Genomic DNA, 6000 nt, shown 5'->3' with positions numbered 1-6000 from the left:
GACCTGACCATCACCGACAACGGCACGAACACCCGCATCGCCTTCGCGGGCGGGGATGCTGTGATCGTCCTCGGCTACACCGGAAGCTTCGACGCCAGCGATTTCGTGTTCTGAGGCTAAAACGGCGCCAGCCGGTCCGGCAAGACGCATGAATGGCGGGTCTTTCGGAACAAGAGCGCGGCTTCGCCTCCTTGCCTTGGCCTATTTTCCGGCCAGGGCTTCTGCCGACTTGGCCACAAAAGGCACTTTGCGGCATTTTAGCAAACTGCACCGGAAAAGATCTTATGTTCGATTGCTGTCGAAAGGGTTCCCCCGGCCAGGGAGAACAACGTCAGTCGAAAAGGCGATCACAGCTGTATGGGATAACAGGCTATCATGGCCCTTTCGCAAAAACTTCCCTTTTGCCCACGGCCCAGCACGCCTCTACAACGGTGAAATTGGCCCCTGGGCCACTAATTAACAACGAGGGGTCTTGTTCCCATGTCACAACATAAAGGCACAGCCCTGGTCACCGGTTCAGCTGGCTTCATTGGCTATCATCTCTGCAGCCGCCTGCTGGAGTCTGGCTGGTGCGTAATCGGAATAGATGCCCTGACAGACTACTACGATGTAGACCTGAAACGTGCGCGACAGGCCCGGCTTTGCGCTCATCAAAATTTCAGAGCCATTAATGAACGGATTGAAGCGCCCGGCGTCCTGGCAAACCTGTTCGAGGATTATCACCCCGATGCAGTCATCCACCTCGCGGCTCAGGCCGGTGTTCGCCATTCCATCGAAGCGCCGAAAAGCTATGTCGAGGCCAATCTGATCGGAACGTTCCACCTGTTGGAAGCCGCCCGTGCGCATCCACCCGCCCATATGCTGCTGGCCTCTACCAGCTCGGTTTACGGGGCGAATACCCAGATGCCTTATGCGGAAACCGACAAAGCCGACACGCAGATGTCATTCTATGCGGCGACAAAGAAGGCCAACGAGGCGATGGCGCACAGCTATGCGCATCTTTATGATCTGCCGACCACGATGTTTCGCTTCTTCACGGTTTACGGCCCTTGGGGGCGGCCCGATATGGCGCTGTTCAAATTCACCCGCGCTATTCTGGCTGGTGAGCCGATCGACGTCTACAACCATGGGCGGATGCAACGCGACTTCACCTACGTGGATGATCTTGTTGCCGGAATCGAAAAACTGATCGCGGTTGCACCGATCCGACCGACCGCAGGGGAATCCCAAGCAGACGGCGATAGCCTGTCTTCCGTAGCCCCGTTTCGCATCGTGAATATCGGCAATGCGAACCCGGTTCCACTGATGGATTTCATCGCCGCCATAGAGGCCGCAACGGGCCTGATCGCGCACAAAAACCTGATGGATATGCAACCCGGTGACGTTCCCGCGACCTGGGCCGATACGGGATTGCTACAGCGTCTGACGGGGCACAGCCCGTCCACCGATGTCACTGACGGCGTGGCGCGTTTCGTGGCGTGGTATCGGGATTACTACCGTGTGTAGCCTGCACGAAGATCTGAATTTTTCGACAACTTCGCAGCAAGCGCCCCACCCAAGCCACAAAGTCCTGACTAAGTATTAACGCCGTTTCGGCAGTCTTTCCCACGTGTGGGGGCCCTGCGATGATGGGGCTGGAAATGCCGATACTGAGATACGTCTCGCTGCTAGAGCGAGACGTGGCCAGCTATCTGACGGGCGTGACGGATCTGGACGTTCGACTTTCGGACTCCGGTGATTACGTCCTGTATGCCACGAGCCGTTCAGGTGAGGCAATTTCAGCATTCTCCGTGGCCGCAGACGGATCAACCGGGCTGGCTGATCACCAAACCCTCAGCACCGAGGCAGACCGGACCGAATTCATTTCGATCGGCGATACAGACTATGTTGTCACGCTTGCTCCACAGGAGGATTCGACGCGCCTCTATGCCCTGGACACCAACGGTCACCTGACCGGCACCGCCCTGACCCTGACAGCTGAGACGGCGGCCATGCACAGTCTCGTTCAGATGCAGGTCGGACAGGAAAGTTACCTGTACTGCACCGACGCCGATAGTGGCGCACTTGACGCCTTTCGCATTGGCCCTGATGGAAGCCTTGCCCTGGTCGCCGCCACCGCCAACCCTACAAACGTCGCTAGCCTTGCTCGGGCTGACATCGGGTCGGCTCAGTACCTCGTTATGGCCGATGCAGACGGGCAACACGTACGCAGTTATCGGGTGGGCAATGACGGCTCTCTCACCGAGGGGGGCGTTTGCGGTGCCGACCAAGGCCTTGGCGTGGCGGGGATTTCAACCCTGGATCATGTCAACCTTCCCGACGGCCACTACGTTGTGGTGGCAGCGTGCGACAGCTCTTCGCTCAGCGTGTTGCGGATGGAGACCAACGGTACGCTGACCCCTGTCGATCACATCATCGACGATCTGACGACACGTTTCCAGAATGTCACCTCGGTGGAAACCGTCATGCTGGGGAACAGAGCATTTATCATCGCCGGTGGTGGAGATGACGGTGTGAGCTTTTTCGAGTTGCTTCCCGGCGGGCGACTGCTGCTGCATGACACCATTCCCGATGCGTTCACCACAACGCTGGCCAATGTCTCGGCCATCGGGGCAATTGCTGCCGACGGTCAGCTTCAGATCTTTGTTGGCAGCGGAACCGAAACCGGCATTACCCAGTTCAACATGGATCCCGGTCCTCTCGGCGCAACCCTGATTGACGGCGCGAATTCAACCAACCTTGTCGGAAGCGACGCCGGGGAGGTTCTGGCAGGCCGCGCGGGCAATGACGTGATTGATGGGGGTGAGGGCGATGACATTCTGATGGACGGTGTGGGGCAGGATACACTGATTGGCGGTTCTGGCCGCGATGTATTTGTGCTTGAAGCGGACGGGTCCTTTGACGAAATCCGTGACTTCGACCCAAATCAGGACCGGATCGACCTGACCGCTTGGCCGATGCTGCGCAACCTGGGTCAGATCAGTTTCACGATTGCGGGAAACGGAGCCATTCTGCAGTTCGGCCAGGAAGAGCTTCGCATCTACTCCCATAACGGTCTGCCTTTGGCACAGCATCAGGTGCTGACAGATGATTTGATCGGTTTGACCCGAATTCCGGCGGTTCTGCCAGAGCCGGTCATTGATGAGGATCAGATCGTGTTTATCGGGGATGATGCAGCGAACCTGATTGTAGGGAACGGGCGCGCCAACACCCTTGATGGCGGTCTTGGCAATGACACGATCCGTGGTGGTGATGGGGCTGACAGTATTGTTGGCGGCGGCGGGACGGACAGTCTTGAGGGCGAAGGTGGCAATGACACGCTGAACGCGACGGGCGGGAACGGGAATGTTCTGCGCGGTGGTTTGGGGGATGATCAGCTCAACGGCGGTTGGGGCAATGATGTCTTGCAGGGCAACAGCGGGGCGGACAGTTTCTCTGGCGGGACCGGGGCGGATGATCTCTACATTGACGCCGATGATGTCTCGTTCGACGGGGGCGGCGGTTATGACCGGCTGATCGTGGCCAGCACGGCCGGGGTCAGCGTGGCGCTGGCGGGCACCAATGTCGAACGGGTGATCGGTGGCGTCGGTGGTGATGTGTTTGACGGGACCGGGGTGGCGACCACGCTGGTGATTTCGGGCGAGGGCGGCAATGACACGCTGACCGGCGGCGACGCGGTTGATCAGATCTCTGGCGGCGACAATGACGACGTTCTGAACGGCGGCGGCGGCAATGATTTCCTGTTCGGCGATGGCGGCTCGGACTCGTTCAACGGCGGCGCAGGCAACGACCAGTTCTTCGCGGAATCGGGCGACAGCTCGTTCAACGGCGGTGCCGATTACGACCGGCTCTTCATCCAGGACAACGGTGATTTCAACTTCGCGCTGGCGGGCAGCGGGGTCGAACGGGTGAACTCTGGCGGCGGCAATGACACGCTGGACGCGACCGGGGTGACGGACTCGGTTGTGCTGTCGGGAGCGGGCGGCAACGACATCTTGACCGGCGGCTCGGCGGGCGATGTTCTGGCCGGCGGCGAGGGCGACGACACGATCGAAGGCGGGGCGGATTTCGATTCACTCTTTGGTAACGGTGGCAGTGATACCTTCGTGTTCAACGACGGCAGCGGCACGGATTTCCTGGTCGGTTGGGAGGATGGCCTCGACCGGATGGACTTCTCGGGCCACAGCCTGGTCAGCGGCCTGGGCGACCTGACCATCACCGACAACGGCACGAACACCCGCATCGCCTTCGCGGGCGGGGATGCTGTGATCGTCCTCGGCTACACCGGAGGCTTCGACGCCAGCGATTTCGTGTTCTGAGGGATGCGGGAGATTGCCATCTAATTGCTCTCCTTCCATGTGATGCAAGCCGCGAGGCGCGGGGCATTCAACCAGCCGTCGATTGCCCCCTCAGTTCAGCTGGTAGCACCTACTGCGGCGAAATGATCTGGAGGGGTGGGCGCGATTGATTTTCGCTTTGTCGCGTGATTCATCTCGGGAGAGCAAGTCGGTGGCATGTCTGTTTCTTTTGTCTGAGCGACGCACAGATTGCGCGACGTAAAGCCTCTTGTCCGAAGTCCCAAGGCAAGCCACGCGTTGATGATCAACTGGTGTTGAGTGGACCCATGCTCATCAATCGCAATGGCTTGCGCTGGCGCGATGCACCGAAGGAATTAGGTCCGCTCCAGACGCCCCGCAACCGTCGGACACGCCCCCCCTCGGGCATGAAGAGCATGACCTGCCGGGCAACGGGAGCGACAAGGGCGTGTTTGCCTGGATCAACGCCAGGCACCTTTCCGTTGCACCAGGCGCTGATCAAGGCGCACATCCATGGCGCGAAGCAGAACCTCAGAGAGGGCTTATCCTGTTGTCGCACAAGCTTCACGACGCGCTAAGAGACGCAGAATTGACAACTGCAAAGTGTTTCGTTGCGCGCACTACGTCCTAGGTCTTGCGCATGATCTTTTTACGAGCCGTGGTTGGAGCTTTCACTTCGGCTTTCGGCGTGGCTGCTTCTCTTTCCAGACGCGCTTTGCGAAGTTTGGATGTCTTGGTGGATCGTTTCTCTGCCTCATCGTCAAGGATCTGCCGGACAGCGCGAGTGGTCTTGTCCATCGGTGTCTCAGCCCGCGGGCCAGGTGTGTTGAACAATGATGTCTTTGCCTGTCTGGCCATCTTTCAATCTCCTTGTTGAGTTAATTGCCTACCCCAACTTTAGGTTCAGGCGATCCCACTGCGAAACTGGTTTGGCGCACTATGGGTTTCGGCCACGCCCCGCACGGATCAGAGCGTTCAAAGGGAACCCGCTGATCGGGGATCGTGACCAACGAGCTTGAAGCCCGCTGTTTGGGCTGCTGAAAGAAACGCACGACGTGCCATACTGATGGTGGTCAGGCATTGCATTGCCGCATCGACCTGCGCCAGTGCGCGATCTCTTTCCTTGTTAACAATAGGCCACTTGCGGCGAAGCCAGTGGCGCGCTTGTTCAATCGTTGTGAATTCCTGCGTGTCGCCTTGCGCGGACACGACGAAGGTCATGGGTTGTCCCCAATAGGTTTCTATCAATGTGTCTTTCCAAATATCTGAATGACCGTCGCCGAATTTCAGCGGGTCATTGTCTTTGACAAGGCGGGCCAATCTCTGGGACCGTGCCCGCCTTACCATTTTCCGAATCCAGGCTTATGCCAGTACGAGATTAATCGCGGATTCCCGACCGTCCTTGCTGCTTTCCAGGTCGAACGTTACGGCTTGACCGTCGTCCAGCTGGCTCAGTCCAGCCCGTTCCAGTGCAGAGATGTGAACAAACACATCTTTTGCGCCTTGTTCGGGGGCGATAAAGCCGAAGCCTTTTTGGGTGTTGAACCATTTCACGGTGCCATTGGCCATCGTGAGATCTCCTTATGTGATTGCCATCCGCAAAACGCGATGACCCGGCCAAGTGTCGTCATATGATCCACTGTGGCCGCTAGGAGACAGAAGTTCTTAAGAAAAAGCTTTGCTA

Annotated in this window: 5 protein-coding genes and 1 pseudogene; 3 read left to right on the top strand and 3 right to left on the bottom strand. The window is 58.5% G+C overall.

Annotated features, from left to right (window positions below; all coding sequences use genetic code 11):
• Window positions 1–480: 480 nt before the first annotated feature.
• The 3 genes and pseudogenes from ACROHD_RS15940 to ACROHD_RS15930 all read left to right on the top strand — a co-directional run.
• Window positions 481–1506 carry an NAD-dependent epimerase/dehydratase family protein gene (locus ACROHD_RS15940; RefSeq protein WP_432679266.1) on the top strand — a complete coding sequence of 342 codons (1026 nt, stop codon included), beginning with the start codon at window positions 481–483 and terminating at the stop codon, window positions 1504–1506.
• 134 nt (window positions 1507–1640) lie between these two features.
• On the top strand, window positions 1641–4319 hold the full coding sequence (locus ACROHD_RS15935; RefSeq protein ID WP_432679265.1) for a hypothetical protein: 2679 nt from the start codon (window positions 1641–1643) through the stop codon (window positions 4317–4319).
• A gap of 167 nt (window positions 4320–4486) precedes the next feature.
• Window positions 4487–4711, top strand: a pseudogene (locus ACROHD_RS15930) (transposase); the annotation flags it as partial.
• A gap of 232 nt (window positions 4712–4943) precedes the next feature.
• Here ACROHD_RS15930 and ACROHD_RS15925 read toward each other — a convergent pair.
• The 3 genes from ACROHD_RS15925 to ACROHD_RS15915 all read right to left on the bottom strand — a co-directional run bounded on the left by ACROHD_RS15925 (window position 4944) and on the right by ACROHD_RS15915 (window position 5885).
• Window positions 4944–5174, bottom strand: coding sequence for a hypothetical protein (locus ACROHD_RS15925; protein WP_432679264.1), 231 nt, complete (start codon window positions 5172–5174; stop codon window positions 4944–4946).
• 117 nt (window positions 5175–5291) lie between these two features.
• Window positions 5292–5636: a DUF982 domain-containing protein gene (locus ACROHD_RS15920; RefSeq protein WP_432679263.1), complete on the bottom strand. Its 345-nt coding sequence runs from the start codon at window positions 5634–5636 to the stop codon at window positions 5292–5294.
• A gap of 42 nt (window positions 5637–5678) precedes the next feature.
• Complete coding sequence (locus ACROHD_RS15915) at window positions 5679–5885, bottom strand: cold-shock protein (RefSeq protein ID WP_432679261.1); 207 nt, start codon at window positions 5883–5885, stop codon at window positions 5679–5681.
• Window positions 5886–6000 lie beyond the last annotated feature (115 nt).

Source organism: Nioella aestuarii, from assembly GCF_050896395.1.
In the GTDB taxonomy this organism is placed as follows: Bacteria; Pseudomonadota; Alphaproteobacteria; order Rhodobacterales; family Rhodobacteraceae; genus Nioella; species Nioella aestuarii.
The sequence above is the reverse complement of the archived record's forward strand: the minus strand, read 5'-3'. Positions and strand labels throughout refer to the sequence as shown.

What these genes read in the sequence shown, in the direction of transcription:
- ACROHD_RS15940 (WP_432679266.1), top strand. Translation starts at nt 481, where the DNA reads ATGTCACAACATAAAGGCACAGCCCTGGTCACCGGTTCAGCTGGCTTC.
- ACROHD_RS15935 (WP_432679265.1), top strand. Translation starts at nt 1,641, where the DNA reads ATGCCGATACTGAGATACGTCTCGCTGCTAGAGCGAGACGTGGCCAGC.
- ACROHD_RS15925 (WP_432679264.1), bottom strand. Translation starts at nt 5,174, where the DNA reads ATGGCCAGACAGGCAAAGACATCATTGTTCAACACACCTGGCCCGCGG.
- ACROHD_RS15915 (WP_432679261.1), bottom strand. Translation starts at nt 5,885, where the DNA reads ATGGCCAATGGCACCGTGAAATGGTTCAACACCCAAAAAGGCTTCGGC.